Source organism: Fodinicola acaciae, assembly GCF_010993745.1.
Classification (GTDB): Bacteria; Actinomycetota; Actinomycetes; order Mycobacteriales; family HKI-0501; genus Fodinicola; species Fodinicola acaciae.
In genome coordinates, this window is record NZ_WOTN01000002.1 from 1,618,220 (window position 1) to 1,634,679 (window position 16,460).

A 16,460-nucleotide genomic window follows, 5' to 3' on the forward strand; every position below is an offset into this window, starting at 1 on the left:
GGTTCTGGAGGCGAGCAATGCACTCTGACGTGACCGCGCTGACCGCGGCGGAGCTCGGCGCCAGGATCGCCAGCCGCGAGGTGAGCAGCCGCGAGGTGGTGGACGCGCACTACGACCGGATCGCCAAGATCGACGACAGGGTGCACGCTTTCCTGCATCTCGACCACGAAGGCGCGCGCAAGCAGGCCGACGAGGTCGACGCGCGGATCGCCAGCGGCGAAAAGCTCGGTCCGCTGGCCGGCGTGCCGTTGGCGCTCAAGGACGTGATGGTCCAGAAGGACATCCCGACCACCTGCGGCTCCAAGATCCTGGAAGGCTGGCGGCCGCCGTACGACGCGACCGTCGTCGGCAAGCTGCGCGAGGCCGGTGTGGTGATCCTCGGCAAGACCAACATGGACGAGTTCGCGATGGGGTCGTCCACCGAGCACTCCGCGTACGGTCCGACCCACAACCCCTGGGACCTCGACCGCATCCCCGGCGGCTCCGGCGGCGGTTCCTCTGCGGCGGTGGCCGCGCGGATGGCGCCGCTGGCCATCGGTACGGACACCGGCGGCTCGATCCGCCAGCCCGGCGCGGTGACCGGCACGGTCGGCATGAAACCGACATACGGAGGCGTCTCGCGCTATGGCCTGATCGCCTTCTCCTCCTCTCTCGACCAGGCCGGTCCGTGCGCGCGCAACGTACTGGACGCGGCGCTGCTGCACGAGGTGATCGGCGGCCACGACCCGCTCGACTCGACCTCGATCGACGCGCCGGTGCCGCCGGTGGTGGAGGCGGCCAGAAACGCCGACGTCAGCGGCATGCGCATCGGTGTCGTACGCGAGTTCGCCGGCGACGGTTTCCAGCCCGACGTGTCGGCGCGCGTCGACGAGGCGGTGGCGTTGCTGACCAAGCTCGGCGCCGAGGTCGTCGAGGTGTCGTGTCCGCACTTCGTACACGCGCTGCCGGCTTACTACCTGATCGCCCCGAGCGAGTGCTCCTCCAACCTGGCGCGCTTCGACGCGATGCGATACGGCCTGCGGGTCGGCGACGACGGCACCAGATCGGCCGAGGAGGTCACCGCGCTCACCCGCGAGGCCGGCTTCGGACCGGAGGTCAAGCGCCGGATCATGATCGGCACGTACGCGCTGTCGTCCGGCTACTACGACGCTTACTACGGCCAGGCGCAGAAGGTCCGCACGCTCATCACCCGCGACTTCGAGGCCGCCTTCGAGCAGGTCGACGTGCTGGTGTCGCCAACCACGCCGACCACCGCGTTCCGGATCGGCGAGCGGATGGACGACCCGATGCAGATGTACATGTCCGACATCTGCTCGATCCCGTCCAACCTGTCCGGCGGCGCGGCGATCAGCGTGCCGGTCGGCGTCGACGCCGACAACCTGCCGGTCGGCATGCAGATCATGGCGCCGGCGATGGCCGACGAGCGGTCCTACCGTGTCGGTGCCGCGCTGGAGAAGGCGCTGGTCGAGCAGTGGGGTGGTCCGTTGCTGGACCGCGCTCCGGAGCTGGAAGGTGCGCGCTGATGAGCGACCTGATGGGTTACGACGAGGCGGTCGCCACCTTCGACCCGGTCTTCGGGCTGGAGGTGCACGTCGAGCTCGGCACGGCCACCAAGATGTTCTGTGGCTGCTCGACCGAGTTCGGCGCCGAGCCCAACACGCAGACCTGCCCGACCTGCCTCGGGCTGCCCGGCGCGCTGCCGGTGGTCAACGAGATCGGCGTGGAGTCGGCGATCCGGATCGGGCTCGCGCTCAACTGCTCGATCGCGTCCTGGTGCCGCTTCGCGCGGAAGAACTACTTCTATCCGGACATGCCGAAAAACTTCCAGACCTCGCAGTATGACGAGCCGATCTGCTACGACGGCTATCTCGACGTCGAGGTCGACGGTGAGACCGTACGGGTCGGCATCGAGCGCGCGCACATGGAGGAGGACACCGGCAAGTCGCTGCACGTCGGCGGCGCGACCGGCCGCATCCACGGCGCGTCGCACTCGCTGGTCGACTACAACCGCGCCGGCATCCCGCTGATCGAGATCGTCACCAAGCCGGTCGAAGGCATCGGCGCGCGTACGCCCCAGGTGGCTCGCGCGGTCGTCGCCGAGCTCCGCGAGATCGTCCGCGGCCTCGGTGTCTCCGAGGCGCGGATGGAGCGCGGCCAGCTGCGCTGCGACGCCAACCTGTCGCTGCGGCCGTCGCCGGACGCGCCTTACGGCACGCGGTCGGAGACCAAAAACGTCAACTCGCTGCGCAGCGTCGAGCGAGCGGTCACGTACGAGATCCGCCGGCAGGCCGCGCTGTTGGCCGGCGGCGGCAAGATCGTGCAGGAGACGCGGCATTTCCACGAGGACAACGGCACCACCACCTCCGGCCGGGTCAAGGAGGAGGCCGAGGACTACCGCTATTTCCCCGAGCCAGACCTCGTACCGGTCGCGCCTTCACCGGAATGGGTGGAAAAGCTGCGTGCCGCGCTGCCGGAGCGGCCGAGTGAGCGGCGTCGCCGGCTGCAGTCGGAGTGGGGTTTCACCGACAAGGACATGAATTCCGCGGTCGGCGCCGGCGCGGTCGACCTGATCGAGGCGACGGTCGCCGCCGGCACGACCGCGGACGCCGCGCGCAAGTGGTGGCTCGGCGAGTTGGCCAGGCGTGCCAACGAAAACGGCAAGGAGCTGGACGCGCAGGGGGTCACCCCGGCGCAGATCGCCGAGCTGCAGTCGCTGGTGGATTCCGGCCGGTTGAACGACAAACTCGCTCGCCAGGCGCTGGACGGCGTGTTGGCCGGCGAGGGCTCACCGACCGAGGTCGCGCAGGCGCGCGGCCTGGCGATCGTCTCCGACACCGGCGCGCTCGGCGCGGCCGTCGACGAGGCGATCGCGGCAAATCCTGACGTCGCCGAGAAAATCCGTGGCGGCAAGGTCGCGGCAGCTGGCGCTCTGGTCGGCGCGGTCATGAAAGCGACGAAGGGACAGGCCGACGCCAAGACCGTACGCGAGCTGATCCTGGACAAACTCGGCGCTTCGTGACCGGACCAGCGGCCGTGCCGGCGTATGTCGACGCGTCGGACCCGATCTTCACCGGCGCGTACGGCCGGCCGCCGGCGATGTATGTCGAGGTCGCGCCTGGCCGTATCGTGCAGCTGCGGCCAGGACGCAACGAGCTCGAGCTGCCGTGCGGACGCCGCCGGCTGCGGTTTTACTCGCAGTACTGGTTTTTCCAGGTCGGCCGCGCCGAGCTGGACGTGGACGCCCGGCCGGGCCAGCCGCTGTGGCTGCATTATGCCGCGCCATACCTGATCTATTCACGCGGTCGAGCGGGCTTCGGCCAGCTCGGCCGGCGGCCGGGTGCGGCGGCCGCGGCCATGATCCTGGGCTCGGCGCTGCTGCTCCCGCTGGCCCTGGTCGGCATCTTCCTGCTGATCAGGGCTCTGAGCTGACTGTCGTACCTCGGACGTAATGTGAGGTCGTCGATACGCTCCGCCTGAGGACGGGACGGTTGGATGACGCTGTTGGGACCGCTGCGCTGGGCCGTGGTGGATGTCGAGACGACCGGCCTGTCGCCTGGCACCGATCGCGTGCTGTCGGTCGCGGTGGTCCACGTCGACGAGGACGGCCGGATCGAGCAGACCTGGTCGACGCTGCTCAATCCCGGCCGCGATCCGGGGCCGGTGCACGTACATGGCCTGACCGCACAGATGCTGGCCGGCGCGCCGACGTTCGAGGCGATCGCCGACGAGTTGCGTGAGCGGCTGAGTGGTCGGGTTTTCGTGGCACACAACGCCGATTTCGACTGGGGGTTCCTGGCCGCGGAGGCGGCGCTGGCTGGCACCGCGCTGCCGAGCACGCATCGGCTGTGCACTCTCGCGCTCGTACGCCGGCTCGAGCTGGGTCTGCCCAACCACCGCCTCGGCACGCTGGCGCAGCACTGGGGGATCGCGCAGCAGCACGCGCACGACGCGCTCGACGACGCCCGAGTTGCCGCGCAGGTGTTGAAAAACGCGACGCTGGAGGCGTTGAAAGCCGCCGTACCGTTGCCCCTCCTGCCGCTGACGGACTGGCTCTGGCAGCAGCCGCCGCTGCCGGTGTACGGCCGGGAGTGGACCAATCCTGGCATCCTGCGCGGTCCGCTCGTGCAAGGCATGCGGGTGGTGATCACCGGTCCGACGGCGACCAACCGCGCCGAGTTGTACGCGCGTTGCCATGCCGCTGGCCTCGACGTGAAAGACCGGGTCAACCGGCGCTGCAGCGTCCTGGTCTGCAACGATCCGCTGTCGACCACGGTCAAGTCGCGCCGAGCCGCCGCGCACGGCATTCCGGTGATCGACGAGTCGGTGCTGGTGCGACTGCTTGACGACGTACGGCCCGGTGTGGCCGCCGAGACGGCGCCGGTTCACCGGCAGGTGCGGCCGCGTCCGGCGCCGGTCGGCGCGCTGGCGATGCGGCGGATCCTGGTGCTCGGCGGTCCGTACGAGCGGGCCGCGAGCTTCCGGTCGCGGATCGCCGCGGCCGGCGGCCTGCCGGCGGTCAACCTGACGCCGCGGATCAGCCACGCGGTGGTGCTCGACGGCGGCGAGCACGATCCGCGCTTCGAGCGGCTCGGCGCGCTCGGCGTCACGATCGTGCCGCCGGCGGACTTCGACGCGCTGTTGGCCGACCGGCGGCCGCGCGGCGATGTCGATCCGCTGGTGTTGCCGGCCGGCGGCGACAGCGACCTGCCGGTCGACGCGTACGGTCCACAGTGGACGGTGAGCGCGTCGCGGGTCTGGGAGAGCCCGGCCGATCTCGACCTGGTCGCGTATGCGCTGGACGAGTCGGGCGAGATCGGCGACGAGCTCGACGCGGTCATCGACGCGCCAAACGAGCGGTCCGTCCGGCTGGATGTCGACGCGCTGCCGGTTTGGTGCGCGCGCGTACGCGTCGTCGCCGGTGTCACCGCCGGCGCTGAGCTGGGGCCGGTGCAGGTGCACATCCGCGACGCCGGCGACGCCGACTGGTGCACCAGCACACTCGACGCGCCGCCAGGCTGTCGCTCGCTGACCCTCGTCGACCTCTACCGCCGCGCCACCCGCTGGCGCCTCGTTGTGACCGGCTCGCCCGCGGACCTCGCCGACTGAGGTCCGATTGTCGCCTTCTTGACCGGTCTCCCCAGGAAACTGGTCAAGAAAGCCGCAATCGGACGCCAGGTCGCTGGTCCGATTGTCACCTTGGCCGACAAAACCTCAGGTCAGCCGGCACCAGACGACGCAATCGGATTCCGATTGCGTCGTCGGTCAGAGCTGGCTGACGCCGCCGCCCCCTGGCGGCACGACGCGCAGGATCTTGTCGTCGTCGGCGGCCGGAGTGCCGCGGCCGTCCTTGTTGGACGTGGTGACCCACAGCGACCCGTCCGGCGCGACCATGACCGTACGCAGCCGGCCAAACTGGTCTTTCAGAGCATCAGAAGGCTTGCCGGTGACGCCGCCGGTGTTGGCGTCGAGCGTGACGATCCACAGCCGCTTGCCGGCCAGGCCGCCGAGCACCGCGCTGTTGCCGGCGACCGCCAGACCGGCCGGCGAGGCCTCGGTGGTCGGCCAGGTGACCAGCGGGTTCACGTAGCGCGGATCGCTGCCGACCCCCTCGACCGCTGGCCAGCCGTAATTCTTCCCCGGCTGGATCAGGTTGAGCTCATCGAACCGGTCCTGCCCGAACTCGGTGGCATAGAGCCGCTTCTTGTCGTCCCAGGCCAGGCCTTCGACGTTGCGGTGACCGTAGGAATAGACCAGCGAGTTGGGAAACGGGTTGCCCGGCGCCGGCTTGCCGTCCAGTGTCATCCGCAGGATCTTGCCGCCGAGGCTCGCCTTGTTCTGCGCGTTGGATGTGACGCCGGCGTCGCCGGTGCCGGCGTAGAGAAAGCCGTCGGGTCCGATCGCCAGCCGGCCGCCGTCGTGGAAGTTGGCCGCCGGGATGCCGGTGACGATCGGCTGCGGCTGGCCGCCGAGCACCAGCTTGGCGATCCGGTTGTCGGTCGCGGTCGTGTAGTAGACGAAGACCGTCTTGTCGCTCGCGTACTTCGGCGACACGGCGATCCCCAGCAGTCCGCCTTCGCCGCGGTTGGTGACGCCGTTGACCGTCTGCACCGGTGTGACCGCGCCGTTTGGGGCCACCTTCAGGATGCGGTGGCTGTCCCGCTCGGTGACCAGCGCGTTTCGGTCTGGCAGGAACGCCATCCCCCACGGCACCGCGAGGTTTTTGGCCAGCACCTGTACGCCGGGACCGCCGTCGTCGGCGGTCGGCGAGTCGCTCGGCGTCGGCTGGGTCGTCGGGGTCGGCAGGTTGGGTGGCTCGCCCGAGGTGTCGCTCGGCGGTCCGAACGCACAGCCGGCGAGGCCGAGCAGCAGCACCGCTCCAAGAACGGTCCGCCGCATCGCGCTCGCCACACTCATACGGCAAAGCCTAACGACCCCGTGCGACCATCCGAGCGACCGAGCCTGCCGAACGGGCTACTGCACGGCGCCGGCCTCGCTGAGCATTGTCTGGTACCAGTCGGCCGACGGTGAGTTGGTCGCCGGATAGTTGGCCAGCGGCTGCGTCGCGAGGTCGGCCGAGTCGAAGTCCCAGCCGCGTACGAGGTGACCGGAGTTGCGCGCGGCGACGATGAACGACTTGTTCGACGCCGTCGATCCGTAGAACAACGCGTCTTCCTGGAGCTGCGCGTTGTCGCCGGCCTGGAACTCGTCGAAGGCGGTCTGCTGATAGCGGATACGTCCAGACGCGCGGTCGGTCGTCCAGTGCAGTGTCTGCGCCGGCATAGGACCATCCGCACTCGTCGATACGGTGACGCGCGCGCTGCCGCGTACGGACGTCGACTTGTCGAAGCGCGGGTCGGAGGTCTTGGCGTTGCCGGTCCAGCTGACCGTGCCAGCGGCCGTGTTGAGCGTGCCGAGCCACTGCCAGTTTTGGCTGTTCGACTGGCTTTGGTGGATCTCGCGCAGGCCGGAGCCGGTGAACGCGACGGTCGGCAGCACGCCGTTGTCGTACTGGTGGCTCGGCGACCAGCTGATCTCGCCATCGGCGGCGAGATGGCCGACGTGGTACCAGATCGTGCTGGACGACTGCGACTTGTGCACCTCCACCAGCCAGCCGTCGTCGTTGAGCGCGACCGCCGGCGTGACGCCGGAGTCGTACTTTCCGTGCCGCTGCCAGCTGATCGTGCCGTTGGCCTGGTACGTGCCGGTCCAGTACCAGAGCGCGCCGCCGCCGGAGTCGTGCACCTCCACGACCTGGCCGTGCCCGTTGAGCGCTACAGCGGGGTTGTAGCCGACATCGCGCCGGTATTCCGTACGCGTCGAGCCGTTGCCGGAGAGCAGAGTCAGCACCTTGCCGCGGAGCGCGTCGACCGACTGGCCCGCGTAGTCGGCCGGCCGCAGCAGCCGGGTTCCGAAAGCCGCCTCCAGTTCGTGATTGAGCGCGGTGAGGTTGCCGGCCGCGTACGACGGGTTGTCGGTCAGGTCGTCCTTGAGGTCGAGCATGACGACGATCGGCGCGGCGGCCGGATGTGCGGCCGACCAGGTCGCGACCGTGGCGAGCCAGTCGTGCAGCAGATTGGAGGCCGGGTTGCCGTTGTGGTCGACCTCGTCGCCAGGTGAGTTGTGGCCGATGCCGTAGTCGTGGTTGGTCGCGTAGTCGTTGTCATGCACATCGAACTCGATGAACCGTACGCCGTGGTCCAGTTGGCTAGTGATCGATCCGCGCTCGCCGCCCGAGTAACTGTTGTGTGTCGCCGCGAAAACCGCCTGCGTGAAGGGTACGTCGGCGGCAACCGGCCCGGGGGAGAGTCCGACGGCGCACGCGATGATCGCGACAACAGACGTACGTACCAGCGACCGAGCCATCGGGTCCCCTCACGTCAGGCCTGCCCGCCGACACCCTCCCACGTACGCGCGACATGTCGGCGGTATTCGCGAAAATTCGGCCGGAAAAGGAAAACCGTTCAGCTCGTGGTCGCGTTCCCGTCGTCGTTCTCGGCGACGTCCTGCCTGCCGGCACGCAGCAGGCGGGCGAGGTCGCCGGGTTGCACGGCCGGCAGCCGGACGACGTTGCCGTCGGTGAGCTTGGCGGCGACCCGCCGGCCCTCGGCGTCGAAACCGGCGACCTGCGACCACGGCAGCGACCGGTTGGTGACCGCGGACCGTACGCGGATCCAGTCGGGGGACACGTCGACGCCGGTGCGCAGCGCGTACACGAACAGCGCCAGCGGGATGAGCATCAGCGGCGCGGTCCACCAGGTCTGCCCGGCGACCGCCGCGCTGCCGACCAGCAGGATGAGGCAGGCGATCGGTACGGCGACCGGCTGGCGAAACTTGACGACATCGGGGTTGCGTGCCACAACCCAGATGCTCGCAGACCCCGACGGCCGCCGTAGTGTGGGTCTACCGCCTTGTCACGTCGATCTCTCGGTGCCGACCCCGGTGCTCCGCGACCGACAACGTACGAACGCTCGAAGGACGAGGAATGAGCACCGAATCGAAGTACGCTCCGAAACCGCGCAGCGCCGAGGTCACCGACGGTCTCGAGCGGTCGGCCGCTCGCGGCATGCTGCGCGCGGTCGGGATGGGGGACGAGGACTTCCAAAAGCCGCAGATCGGCATCGCCAGCAGCTGGAACGAGATCACCCCGTGCAATCTGAGCCTGCAGCGGCTGGCGCAGTCGGCCAAGGAGGGCGTACACGCCGCCGGCGGCTATCCGCTGGAGTTTGGCACCATCTCGGTCTCCGACGGCATCTCGATGGGCCACGTCGGCATGCACTTCTCGCTGGTCTCGCGGGAGATCATCGCGGACAGCGTGGAGACCGTCATGCAGGCCGAGCGGCTGGACGGGTCGGTCCTGCTGGCCGGCTGTGACAAGTCGCTGCCCGGCATGTTGATGGCCGCCGCGCGGCTCGACCTGGCCGCGGTCTTCCTCTACGCCGGCAGCACGCTGCCAGGCCGGGTCGGCGACAAGGACGTGACGATCATCGACGCCTTCGAGGCGGTCGGCGCGTGCGCGCGTGGACTGATCACGCGCGAGGAGGTCGACGCGATCGAGCGCGTGATGTGCCCGGTCGAAGGTGCCTGCGCCGGCATGTACACGGCCAACACGATGGCCAGCGCGGCCGAGGCCCTCGGCATGGCGCTGCCCGGCTCGGCCGCTCCGCCGGCCGTCGACCGGCGCCGGGACGGGTACGCGCGCGCGTCCGGCGAGGCGGTCGTACAGATGCTGCGCCAGCGGCTGACCGCGCGGCAGATCCTCACAAAGGAGGCCTTCGACAACGCGATCACCGTGGTGATGGCGCTCGGCGGCTCGACCAACGCGGTGCTGCACCTGCTCGCGATCGCGCGCGAGGCGGGTGTCGACCTGACCATCGACGACTTCAACCGGATCGGCGACAAGACGCCGCATCTGGCCGACGTGAAGCCATTTGGCCGTTACGTGATGAGCGACGTGGACCGGATCGGCGGCGTTCCGGTCGTCATGCGGGCGCTGCTCGACGCGGGGCTGCTGCACGGCGACGCGATGACGGTGACGGGGCGTACGCTCGCGGAGAACCTGGCCGACATCGACCCGCCCGACCCGGATGGCACGATCATCCGCGCGATGTCCGAGCCGCTGCACCCGACCGGCGGCCTGACGATCCTGCGCGGCTCGCTGGCGCCGGACGGCGCGGTCGTGAAGAGCGCCGGCTTGCCGTACGACGTCTTCGAAGGCACCGCACGCGTCTTCGAGCGTGAGCAGGGCGCGATGGACGCGGTCACGCAGGGGACGCTCAACAAGGGTGACGTCATCGTCATCCGCTACGAAGGCCCCAAGGGTGGTCCCGGCATGCGCGAGATGCTGGCGGTGACCGGTGCGATCAAGGGTGCCGGGCTCGGCAAGGACGTGCTGCTGCTGACCGACGGCCGGTTCTCCGGCGGCACGACCGGTCCGTGCGTCGGCCACGTGGCGCCGGAGGCGACCGTCGGCGGTCCGATCGCGTTGGTCGAGGAGGGCGACCGGATCCGGCTGGACCTGTCCGCCCGTACGCTCGACCTGCTGGTCGACGACGCCGAGCTGGAGCGCCGGCGTGCGAACTGGAAGCCGGAGCCGCCGCAGTTCAGCACCGGTGTGCTGGGGAAGTACGCGAAGCTGGTCGGGTCGGCCGCGCAAGGCGCCGTCTGCGAGTAGGCCATGCGAACTTTTCGGGACGGGTCCCGAAGGGGGCTGGGTAGCGTACCCGGCTATGGATGAGGCGCCGAAGTCACTGCGTACTGTCCGGGTGATCCTCTACATCCAGGGGATCCTCGGCATCATCGGAGCGCTGCTGCTGTTCGCCGTGCTCAGCGCCACGCCGGACGCCCCCGGCTGGGTCGTCGGCGTGATCCTGCTGAGCCTGGTCGCGGCCGTGCTGCTGGTGGTCGTCGCCGCGACGATCGTCTCGCCGGGCCGCAAGTGGCCGTGGACGCTGGCGGTCGTCGTCGAGGCGTTCGCGGTGCTGTCCGGCCTGGTCAACGTGTTCACTGGCGCGGTGCAGGCGCTGGTCGGCGTCGGCCTCGGCATCGTCGTGCTGGCGCACCTGTCGCGCGCGGACGTACGTGAGTACCTCGGCCTGAGCCGGCCCACCATCGACCGCGCCTGGGAATCTGACGACGATCGATTCCCACATGACTGAGCCATCGATTCCACTCTTTCCGTAGAACGAGGCCCGTCGATCGACGGAATCGGTGGGTTTGACGTTGACATCCCACCGGTGGTCGACCCAGAATGGCCCCATGCCGGGAACGGGTGGTCGAGAGCCGTCGCTTGACGAGACGTCACGCGCCATCATCGGTGAGCTGCAGGCCGACGGCCGCAAGTCGTACGCGGCCATCGGCAAGGCCGTCGGCCTGTCCGAGGCGGCCGTACGCCAGCGCGTGCAGCGGCTGCTGGACGCCGAGGTCATGCAGATCGTGGCGGTGACCGACCCGCTCACGGTCGGCTATCACCGTCAGGCGATGGTCGGCCTGAAGGTCAGCGGTGACGTGGAGAAGGTGGTCGAGAAGCTCGTCGCCGTCGACGAGATCGACTACGTGGTCGTCACGGCCGGCTCGTTCGATCTCATCGTCGAGGTCGTGGTGTCCGACGACGAACACCTGCTCCGGCTGCTGAACGAGACCATCCGGGCCATCGACGGAGTGACCTCCACCGAGACCTTCGTCTATCTCCGGCTCGCCAAGCAGACCTACTCGTGGGGAACCAGATGACCCAACAGATCAGCACCGCGCAGCAGCTGTCCCAGTCCGCACGTGACCACCTCTGGATGCATTTCACCAGGCTGTCCTCGTACGAGCAGTCGCCGGTGCCGGTGATCGTGAAAGGCGAGGGTCCCTATGTCTGGGACGCCGCCGGAAAGCGTTACCTGGACGGGCTTTCCGGTCTTTACGTGGTCAACGCCGGCCACGGCCGCACCGAGATCGCCGACGCCGCCTCGCGGCAGGCCGCCACGCTCGGCTATTTCCCGGTCTGGTCGTACGCCCATCCGGCCGCGATCGAGCTGGCCGAGCGGCTGTCCACGCTGACGCCGGGCGATCTCAACCGGTTTTTCTTCACCAGCGGCGGATCCGAGGCCGTCGAGAGCGCGTGGAAGCTGGCCCGGCAATATCACAAGGCCACCGGCAATCCCAACAAATACAAGATCCTGAGCCGCAACATCGCCTATCACGGCACCACCATGGGCGCGCTGTCGATCACCGGAATCCCGGCCATCCGTACGCCTTTCGAGCCGCTGGTGCCTGGCGCGGTGAAGGTGCCGAACACGAATTTCTACCGCGCCACCGAGCATGCCGACAATTATGCGGAGTTTGGCCGTTGGGCCGCTGACGCGATCGCGCAGACCATCGAGATCGAGGGTCCGGAGACGGTCGCCGCGGTGATTTTGGAGCCAGTGCAGAACTCCGGCGGTTCGTTTCCGCCGCCGCCCGGCTATTTCGAGCGCGTACGCCAGATCTGCGACGAGAACAACGTGCTGCTGATCTCCGACGAGGTCATCTGCGCCTTCGGCCGGATCGGTGACTATTTCGCCGCCAACCGCTATGGCTACGTGCCCGACATGATCACCTGCGCCAAGGGCCTGACCTCCGGCTATGCGCCGCTCGGTGCGCTGATCGCCAGCGACCGGATAGTCGAGCCGTTCCTGTCCGGCAGCAACTCTTTCGCGCACGGCATCACTTTCGGCGGTCATCCGGTGTCGTCGGCGGTCGCACTGGCCAACCTGGACTATTTCGAAAAGGAAGACCTCAACGGAAACGTGCGCCGCAACGAGGCAGCTTTCCGTGCCACCCTGGAGAAACTGTCCGACCTGCCGATCGTCGGCGACGTACGCGGCGACGGGTATTTCTACGCGATCGAGCTGGTGAAGGACAAGGCCAGCAAGGAGACCTTCAACGACGAGGAGGCCGAGCGGCTGCTCCGCGGTTATCTTTCCACCGCGTTGTACGAGCACGGCATCCACTGCCGCGCCGACGACCGCGGTGACCCGGTCATCCAGCTCGCGCCGCCGCTGGCCTGCGACCAGTCGCACTTCGACGAGATCGAGGCGACGCTGCGCACCGTACTCACCGAAGCCTGGTCTCGGCTGTAGGCGGTGTCGATTTCGGCCGCCTCCGTACGTCTTCTCAGCAACCTGAGACAACGTACGGAGGTTGCCATGAACCTGCTGGACATGTTCGAGCGCTGGGGACAGCTGCTGCTTACGCCTGTGCCGACACGTAGTCGACGACCTGCGCGTGCGTCGCGAACCAGACGCCGTCGTGGCCGCTGATGTGGTCGAGCAGGTCGGCGAGCACCGCGATGCGGGAGCGGTGACCGATGACGTGCGGATGCATGGTGAGCTGGAAGATGCCGCCGTCGGCGTACGCGGCGTCGAACTCGTCGCGCCAGATGGTCAGTGCGGCGCGGGGCGGTGTGTAGGGCCGTGACGAGCTGAAACGGTCCATCGTGAAGTACGGCGCGTCGTCGCGTATCCACTCCACCGGCAGCTCCACGACGCCGGTCGGCTCGCCGTTTTCCAGCAGTTCGTAGCAATCGTCGTCGGCCATCAGTGAAGAGTCATATTTCAGGCCGAGTTGTCGCGTGACCGCGAGCGTTTCGGCGGAAAAGTCCCAAGAAGGCGTACGGATGCCGACGGGCCGTACGCCGGTCAACCGCTCGAGCGTGTCGGCGGCGCGGAAGGCCAGCTCGCGTTCCTCGGCCGCGGTCAACGCCGTGTTGCGCTCGTGGATCCAGCCGTGCAACGCCACCTCGTGTCCAGCGTCCACATAGGACTTCGCCTCGCCTTCGTGCAACAGCGCCGAGACCGCCGGCACGAAGAAGGACGCCGGCGCGTCATAACGCTCCAGCAACCGCAGCACCCGCGGCACGCCGACCCTGGCGCCGTACTCACCCTGCGAGAGTTTTCCGGGCAACACCTGCCCATCGCGCAGCGCGAGCGTCTCGTGATCGGAGTCGAACGACAGCGCCACGGCCACTCTCGCGCCACCAGGCCAGACATCCGGCCGCAAAGCCCGGCCGGCGCGTACCTGGCGGACATGTCCACGCCAGGTCGCTTCGTCCCATTTCCACGGCTGTTCGTGCGTCGTCATACAGAAAATATGACACCGCCGCGGCCGCCACACAGGTCGCTTCCGAGTGGTCTGGATGGCGGGGGATTGTCGGGGGTGGTGGGCATACTGGCGGCATGACGGAGTTTGTGGAACAGAACTTGGACGGGGCTCGGTTCCGGAATGTCTCGCTGGCCGGTGCGAGGTTTCGCAACGTCAACCTCGCCGGTGCGTCGATCCGCGGCGCGTACGCGGTCGACCTGGAGATCGATGGCGACGTGCGCAACCTGACGGTCAACGGCGTCGATGTAGGGCCGCTGGTGGAGGCCGAGCTCAACCGCCGCGACCCTGACCGCGCACTGGTTTTCGCGCCCGGTGCGGACGGCATGCGGGAGGCATGGGCCATGCTGGAGCGGCGGTGGCAGCACACCGTCGATCGCGCTCGGAGCCTGCCGGCGGAGCTGCTCGACGAGCGCGTCGACGACGAGTGGTCGTTTGTCGAGACGCTGCGGCATCTGGTTTTCGCGACGGACGCATGGGTCCTGCGCGCGTACCTCGGTCAGCCGGCGCCGTGGCATCCGCTCGGCCTGTCGCACGAGGAGGCTGACGAGATTCCCAGCATGCGGCTCGATCGGCAGGCCAAGCCGTCGTTGGAGGAGGTCTTGGCGCTGCGGGCCGACCGGATGGCGACCGTACGGCAGGTGCTCGCCGATCTCACCGACGAGCGGTTGGCGGGCACCACGGAGCCGGTGCTGGAGCCGGGCTATCCGGCGTCGGAGAGCTATCCGGTCGAGCGCTGCCTGCGCTGCATCCTCATCGAGGAATGGGAACACCGCCGCTTCGCCGAACGCGATCTCGCCATCCTGACGTCGCGGGCGTCTAGCCCTTCCGGCGCCGGCGGATCGCCGTCTTGACCTCGGCGATCACCTGCCGTTCGCGGTGGAGCAGGTCGTCAGCTCCGAACCGCAACACGAGCCACCCATGCCGCTCCATCGTCCGTACGCGATCGAGGTCCGCCCGGGCCTGGTCGCGATCGAGGTGATGACCGCCGTCGTACTCGATGGCGATCTTGTGCTCGACCAGCGCGAGATCGGTACGTGCGATGATCACGTCGAAGTCGTCGGCGATGCTGACCTGCGGGACGACCATGAGGTCGGCCGCGTGGAGAACCAACCGGGTGCGCGTTTCCCACGGCGATTCAGCGCGTTCGTCAGCGGCCTCCAGGCTCCGTCGCGCGGCTTTCGCGCCGCGGTGACCGGCACGTATCGCCGCGGTAAGGCGCTCGCGGGTGGACAGTCCGCGATGCAGGATCGCGTCGGTGATCGCGACATGATCGTAGAAGTGGCACGTCGCGGCGAGATCGAACCAGGTGCGACCGACCGACGTGACCGGTATGCCGTCGAGTTCGGCTATGTCACAGGCGGCGAGCAGGTTTTCATGGACGCGTACGCCTTTCCGGTGTCGAGGCCGAGGCGGACGTACGGTGACGTGCACAGGCCGCCGACCATCACAGCCGATCGGCAGCGGCAGCCGCCAGCGAGCCGCCGCGGAGAAATGGCTGAGTGTCGCGTCATGGCCCGCCGCGGCGAGGGCCGCCTTGTACGGCGTGGCGTCGTCAACGATGCCAAATCGGACGTAGACACCGCGATGCTGCCGGGCCCACTGCCGGCCGCGTAGCTTGTTGTCGGTCTCGCCGCGCGCCAATGCGCAAGACCTGGTGATGGGATCGAACATCATCCAATTCTTCCGGCGGCGATGCCCCTACCAGGCGTTATCCACAGCCGCACTTTCACGAGCTCGACGTTTTCGTGGCACCCATCGGCGTGTCGACAACGAAAACGTCGAGTTCGTGACCTAGCGGCGCGGCGGCTGGGGGTTGCGGCTCGGCTGTGGGGTGGGGGCTGGAGAGCCGCCGGCGGGTTGTCGAGTGGGGGCCGGGGTGCGGCGGCGAGCGGTGGGGAAGGGCTCGGGTTGTTGCGCGTGGTGCGGTCCCCATGGCGGGCGAGGCACGGTGGTGGCCGGTCCAGGGGCTTCCGGCGCCGGCGGATGCGGCGTGGCCCGGGCCGCCGGCCGCACCGGTGCCGGCGCCGGTTCGCCGCGGCGGCGGGGCTGCGCCGCCGTACGCGCCGCCTGCTCGTCGATGCTCTCAGCGTGCGCGTTGAGCACCTGATGATGGCTGTTGACGTGCGCGAACACGTAGTTGGCCGCGTCGGCGTTCTGGTTGGTCACCTGTACGTGGGTGTCGTGCCGTTCGTTCAGATCGTTCAGGCCGCGGGTCAGGTCGTTGGCCGCGACCTGGGTGTCCTCGATGCGCTCGGACAGATCGGAATCGACCCGCCCGATCTCGGCTTGCAGATGTCCATCGGCTGATTGCCTGGCGTACGTCTCAGTGGCGATCTGACTCGCCAACTCGGTTTTGGCTTGCTGTAGCTCGGATCTGAGCTGGTTGACTTCCTGCCGTAACGGTGTGGTTGCCTGCGCGACCGCATCGTTGATCATGCGTTGTACGTCGGCAGGGGTGAGCTGTTTGTCTCGCAGCTCGGTGATGGCGTCGGCGACATCGGCCATGTCCGTGGCGCGCTGCCGACCTTCTTGGCGCAGTTGGGTCTGGAGGTCGCGATCGCGCACCTGACCTTCGTGCGCTACGCGGTCCAACTCGACCATCGGCTCGGCTTCCGGATCCTGCCCGCGCTCCCGCTGCGCCTGGAACTCCTTGGACTCCTTCTTGCCGCCACGCAAGTTGAAATAAGTCTGGGCTACCAGCTGCAGGCCGGCGCCGCCGACGAGTTTCAACGCAGCCTCGGTCATCGAGCCGGAAAATGCGGCCCAGCCGGAACTGAACCAGAGACTAAGAGTGGTCGCGGTGGTGAACACCATTTGTGCCGGCATCGACTTCGCGG

At 68.5% G+C, this 16,460-nt stretch carries 15 protein-coding genes; 9 read left to right on the forward strand and 6 right to left on the reverse strand.

Annotated elements, in window-relative coordinates; all coding sequences use genetic code 11:
• Window positions 1-17: 17 nt before the first annotated feature.
• The 4 genes from gatA to GNX95_RS22825 all read left to right on the forward strand — a co-directional run bounded on the left by gatA (window position 18) and on the right by GNX95_RS22825 (window position 5,106).
• On the forward strand, window positions 18-1,523 hold the full coding sequence (gene gatA / locus GNX95_RS22810) for an Asp-tRNA(Asn)/Glu-tRNA(Gln) amidotransferase subunit GatA (RefSeq protein ID WP_163509418.1): 1,506 nt from the start codon (window positions 18-20) through the stop codon (window positions 1,521-1,523).
• A complete protein-coding gene (gene gatB, locus GNX95_RS22815) occupies window positions 1,523-3,019 on the forward strand; it encodes an Asp-tRNA(Asn)/Glu-tRNA(Gln) amidotransferase subunit GatB (RefSeq protein WP_163509419.1) in 1,497 nt (498 codons plus the stop codon). Before gatA ends, gatB begins: the two co-directional genes overlap by 1 nt.
• On the forward strand, window positions 3,016-3,429 hold the full coding sequence (locus tag GNX95_RS22820; RefSeq protein WP_163509420.1) for a hypothetical protein: 414 nt from the start codon (window positions 3,016-3,018) through the stop codon (window positions 3,427-3,429). The genes gatB and GNX95_RS22820 overlap by 4 nt, the downstream gene beginning before the upstream one ends.
• A 63-nt stretch (window positions 3,430-3,492) precedes the next feature.
• Window positions 3,493-5,106, forward strand: coding sequence for an exonuclease domain-containing protein (locus GNX95_RS22825; protein WP_163509421.1), 1,614 nt, complete (start codon window positions 3,493-3,495; stop codon window positions 5,104-5,106).
• 156 nt (window positions 5,107-5,262) lie between these two features.
• Here the strand turns inward: GNX95_RS22825 and GNX95_RS22830 are convergent, their stop codons facing one another.
• From GNX95_RS22830 to GNX95_RS22840, 3 genes are all read right to left on the reverse strand, one after another.
• Window positions 5,263-6,414, reverse strand: coding sequence for a PQQ-dependent sugar dehydrogenase (locus GNX95_RS22830; RefSeq protein WP_163509422.1), 1,152 nt, complete (start codon window positions 6,412-6,414; stop codon window positions 5,263-5,265).
• A gap of 57 nt (window positions 6,415-6,471) precedes the next feature.
• Complete coding sequence (locus tag GNX95_RS22835; protein WP_163509423.1) at window positions 6,472-7,863, reverse strand: PI-PLC domain-containing protein; 1,392 nt, start codon at window positions 7,861-7,863, stop codon at window positions 6,472-6,474.
• A gap of 98 nt (window positions 7,864-7,961) precedes the next feature.
• Complete coding sequence (locus GNX95_RS22840) at window positions 7,962-8,357, reverse strand: PH domain-containing protein (RefSeq protein ID WP_163509424.1); 396 nt, start codon at window positions 8,355-8,357, stop codon at window positions 7,962-7,964.
• Window positions 8,358-8,482: 125 nt separating this feature from the next.
• Here GNX95_RS22840 and ilvD point away from each other — a divergent pair, with 125 nt between their 5' ends.
• From ilvD to GNX95_RS22860, 4 genes are all read left to right on the forward strand, one after another.
• A complete protein-coding gene (gene ilvD, locus GNX95_RS22845) occupies window positions 8,483-10,171 on the forward strand; it encodes a dihydroxy-acid dehydratase (protein ID WP_163509425.1) in 1,689 nt (562 codons plus the stop codon).
• Window positions 10,172-10,226: 55 nt separating this feature from the next.
• On the forward strand, window positions 10,227-10,655 hold the full coding sequence (locus GNX95_RS22850) for a hypothetical protein (protein WP_163509426.1): 429 nt from the start codon (window positions 10,227-10,229) through the stop codon (window positions 10,653-10,655).
• Between the two features lie 100 nt (window positions 10,656-10,755).
• Window positions 10,756-11,226 (forward strand): Lrp/AsnC family transcriptional regulator, encoded by a 471-nt coding sequence (locus tag GNX95_RS22855; protein WP_163509427.1) that lies wholly within the window; start codon window positions 10,756-10,758, stop codon window positions 11,224-11,226.
• Window positions 11,223-12,602 (forward strand): aspartate aminotransferase family protein, encoded by a 1,380-nt coding sequence (locus GNX95_RS22860; protein WP_163509428.1) that lies wholly within the window; start codon window positions 11,223-11,225, stop codon window positions 12,600-12,602. The genes GNX95_RS22855 and GNX95_RS22860 overlap by 4 nt, the downstream gene beginning before the upstream one ends.
• Window positions 12,603-12,711: 109 nt before the next feature.
• On the opposite strand, the gene GNX95_RS22865 is transcribed toward GNX95_RS22860, so the two are convergent.
• Window positions 12,712-13,602 (reverse strand): polysaccharide deacetylase family protein, encoded by an 891-nt coding sequence (locus tag GNX95_RS22865; RefSeq protein WP_163509429.1) that lies wholly within the window; start codon window positions 13,600-13,602, stop codon window positions 12,712-12,714.
• Between the two features lie 95 nt (window positions 13,603-13,697).
• Here GNX95_RS22865 and GNX95_RS22870 point away from each other — a divergent pair, with 95 nt between their 5' ends.
• Window positions 13,698-14,474: a DinB family protein gene (locus GNX95_RS22870; RefSeq protein ID WP_163509430.1), complete on the forward strand. Its 777-nt coding sequence runs from the start codon at window positions 13,698-13,700 to the stop codon at window positions 14,472-14,474.
• Here the strand turns inward: GNX95_RS22870 and GNX95_RS22875 are convergent.
• Together GNX95_RS22875 and GNX95_RS22880 are read right to left on the reverse strand one after the other, a co-directional pair.
• Window positions 14,440-15,294, reverse strand: coding sequence for an endonuclease domain-containing protein (locus tag GNX95_RS22875; RefSeq protein ID WP_163509431.1), 855 nt, complete (start codon window positions 15,292-15,294; stop codon window positions 14,440-14,442). The two genes, GNX95_RS22870 and GNX95_RS22875, sit on opposite strands and share 35 nt — an antisense overlap.
• A 120-nt stretch (window positions 15,295-15,414) precedes the next feature.
• Window positions 15,415-16,437, reverse strand: coding sequence for a hypothetical protein (locus GNX95_RS22880; protein WP_163509432.1), 1,023 nt, complete (start codon window positions 16,435-16,437; stop codon window positions 15,415-15,417).
• Between the last annotated feature and the right edge of the window lie 23 nt (window positions 16,438-16,460).

Coding starts and splice junctions, on each gene's coding strand:
- gatA (WP_163509418.1), top strand. CDS start 18: ATGCACTCTGACGTGACCGCGCTGACCGCGGCGGAGCTCGGCGCCAGG.
- gatB (WP_163509419.1), top strand. CDS start 1,523: ATGAGCGACCTGATGGGTTACGACGAGGCGGTCGCCACCTTCGACCCG.
- GNX95_RS22825 (WP_163509421.1), top strand. CDS start 3,493: ATGACGCTGTTGGGACCGCTGCGCTGGGCCGTGGTGGATGTCGAGACG.
- GNX95_RS22830 (WP_163509422.1), bottom strand. CDS start 6,414: ATGAGTGTGGCGAGCGCGATGCGGCGGACCGTTCTTGGAGCGGTGCTG.
- GNX95_RS22835 (WP_163509423.1), bottom strand. CDS start 7,863: ATGGCTCGGTCGCTGGTACGTACGTCTGTTGTCGCGATCATCGCGTGC.
- ilvD (WP_163509425.1), top strand. CDS start 8,483: ATGAGCACCGAATCGAAGTACGCTCCGAAACCGCGCAGCGCCGAGGTC.
- GNX95_RS22850 (WP_163509426.1), top strand. CDS start 10,227: ATGGATGAGGCGCCGAAGTCACTGCGTACTGTCCGGGTGATCCTCTAC.
- GNX95_RS22855 (WP_163509427.1), top strand. CDS start 10,756: ATGCCGGGAACGGGTGGTCGAGAGCCGTCGCTTGACGAGACGTCACGC.
- GNX95_RS22860 (WP_163509428.1), top strand. CDS start 11,223: ATGACCCAACAGATCAGCACCGCGCAGCAGCTGTCCCAGTCCGCACGT.
- GNX95_RS22865 (WP_163509429.1), bottom strand. CDS start 13,602: ATGACGACGCACGAACAGCCGTGGAAATGGGACGAAGCGACCTGGCGT.
- GNX95_RS22870 (WP_163509430.1), top strand. CDS start 13,698: ATGACGGAGTTTGTGGAACAGAACTTGGACGGGGCTCGGTTCCGGAAT.
- GNX95_RS22875 (WP_163509431.1), bottom strand. CDS start 15,294: ATGTTCGATCCCATCACCAGGTCTTGCGCATTGGCGCGCGGCGAGACC.
- GNX95_RS22880 (WP_163509432.1), bottom strand. CDS start 16,437: ATGGTGTTCACCACCGCGACCACTCTTAGTCTCTGGTTCAGTTCCGGC.